This window comes from Aerococcus sp. L_32, from assembly GCF_050689315.1.
On record NZ_JBOEQF010000371.1, the window covers coordinates 1 to 1,923 of the forward strand.

Consider the following 1,923-nt stretch of genomic DNA (forward strand, 5'->3'; position numbering starts at 1 on the left):
TAGAAATATAATAAAAAAAGACGTGACCATGACATCACGCCTCTTCTATGTTAGTTTGAATTGTTTGAATAGTTGATTGAAGTGTTTAAACGTATTGCAATTCTGCTACTTCTGAATTTTTGAAAGCAGCATCAATTGTACCGCCACCTAGACATTCTGGACCGTCGTAGAATACAACTGCTTGTCCAGGGGTGATTGCACGTACTGGTTCTGCAAAAGTGATTTTCGCAGTCCCATCTTCATTGATATCAACATGGACTTGTGTATCTTTTTGACGGTAACGGAATTTCGCTGTGCAATCAAAAGAAGTTGCAGTAAATTCGTCATCGACAAATGATAGGTCACTCGCCATTAAGTAGTCTGCATATAATTTATCGTTGTGGAAGCCTTGGCCAACGTATAAAACGTTTTTAGCTTGGTCTTTCCCTACAACGAACCATGGTTGATCAGATTCGCCACCGCCACCGATGCCTAACCCTTTACGTTGGCCGATTGTATAGTACATCAAGCCCATATGGTCACCCATTACAGTCCCATCTTCAGCAATCATTTTACCCGGTTGTGCAGGTAGAAAGTTTCCTAGAAATTCTTTAAAGTTCTTTTCACCAATAAAGCAAATACCAGTTGAGTCTTTTTTCTTAGCAGTTGCTAAGCCTGCTTCTTCAGCAATTCGACGTACTTCTGGTTTTTCTAAATGGCCTAATGGGAACATGACACGTTGTAATTGATCTTGTGATAATTGGTTAAGGAAGTATGTTTGATCCTTGTTATTATCTAAACCACGTAACATGTGCACTTTGCCTTTAGAGTCGCGTTCAACTTGCGCGTAGTGGCCAGTTGCCACATAGTCAGCCCCAAGTTCTAATGCATAGTCTAGGAAAGCCTTAAATTTAATTTCCTTATTACACATTACGTCCGGGTTGGGCGTCCGGTCACGTTTGTATTCATCTAGGAAATAAGTGAATACCTTGTCCCAATATTCCTTTTCAAAGTTAATCGAGTAATAAGGAATACCGATTTGCGCGGCTACTGCGGCAACGTCTTTGTAATCTTCCGTTGCTGTACAGAAGCCATTTTCGTCTGTGTCATCCCAGTTCTTCATGAAGATACCGATGACATCATACCCTTGTTGTTTCAGTAATAAGGCTGTTACGCTGGAATCAACGCCACCACTCATACCGACTACCACGCGGGTATTTTTATTTGGATTATTTTCTACCACAACATCACCATCTTTCTGCCATAATTTTACGATTGAAGGTCGTATATTAGGTTGTTAGTAGAGATTATAAAATCACAAGTACAGATTATACAGGCTGTAGCAAAAAAAGCAAGCAATACGCTTACTTTTTTCGAGTATATTTATCTACTATAGTCTATACAATTTCTTCAAGGATACCCATAGTGACCATATCCGCTTGTAACCGTTCAACCGCTTCTTGCAGTGGTGCCATCGAATCGTTTTTATAAACATTCACCACTTGCATACCGTTCAAATTAGTCACAGTCATAGAAAAACCATCAAGGCCACTATTCACTTTCATTTTGAATAAAACTTCGCGGCTATCATTAAATGATGCGGTTACTACGCGTTCGAATTCAAAGTTCCCTTGTTTACCCTCTTGGAATCCGTAGTCTCTAAGGGTATATTTCTTCACTGTATCGGCTAGTTTAAATTTCTTACTAGCCCCTTTCAACTGGACACTTGCTGTCATTGCCATAATCTGTTCCCTCCGCTAAAAATAACTATTTAATTGAAGCAAAAATATCTAAAATTTGATCAATATCTGAAAATTCAGTTGGTTCCCCAAAAGAAAGTCGTAAACTTTCTGCGATTCGCGGCGAATCCGCCCCGTACATAGACACAAGCACGCGTGATGGTTCAAGTGATCCTGCTGTACATGCTGAACCTGCTGATAAGTA

2 protein-coding genes and 1 pseudogene are annotated in these 1,923 nt (G+C 39.8%); all 3 read right to left on the reverse strand.

The genetic code is table 11. From position 1 onward, the window contains the following. Positions 1-85: 85 nt before the first annotated feature. Complete coding sequence (mnmA, locus tag ACRCJ0_RS13015; RefSeq protein WP_059134596.1) at positions 86-1,177, reverse strand: tRNA 2-thiouridine(34) synthase MnmA; 1,092 nt, start codon at positions 1,175-1,177, stop codon at positions 86-88. Between the two features lie 199 nt (positions 1,178-1,376). Continuing rightward, positions 1,377-1,721: a hypothetical protein gene (locus tag ACRCJ0_RS13020; RefSeq protein WP_417894120.1), complete on the reverse strand. Its 345-nt coding sequence runs from the start codon at positions 1,719-1,721 to the stop codon at positions 1,377-1,379. A 25-nt stretch (positions 1,722-1,746) separates the two neighbouring features. Next, a pseudogene (locus tag ACRCJ0_RS13025) lies at positions 1,747-1,923 on the reverse strand (cysteine desulfurase family protein); the annotation flags it as partial.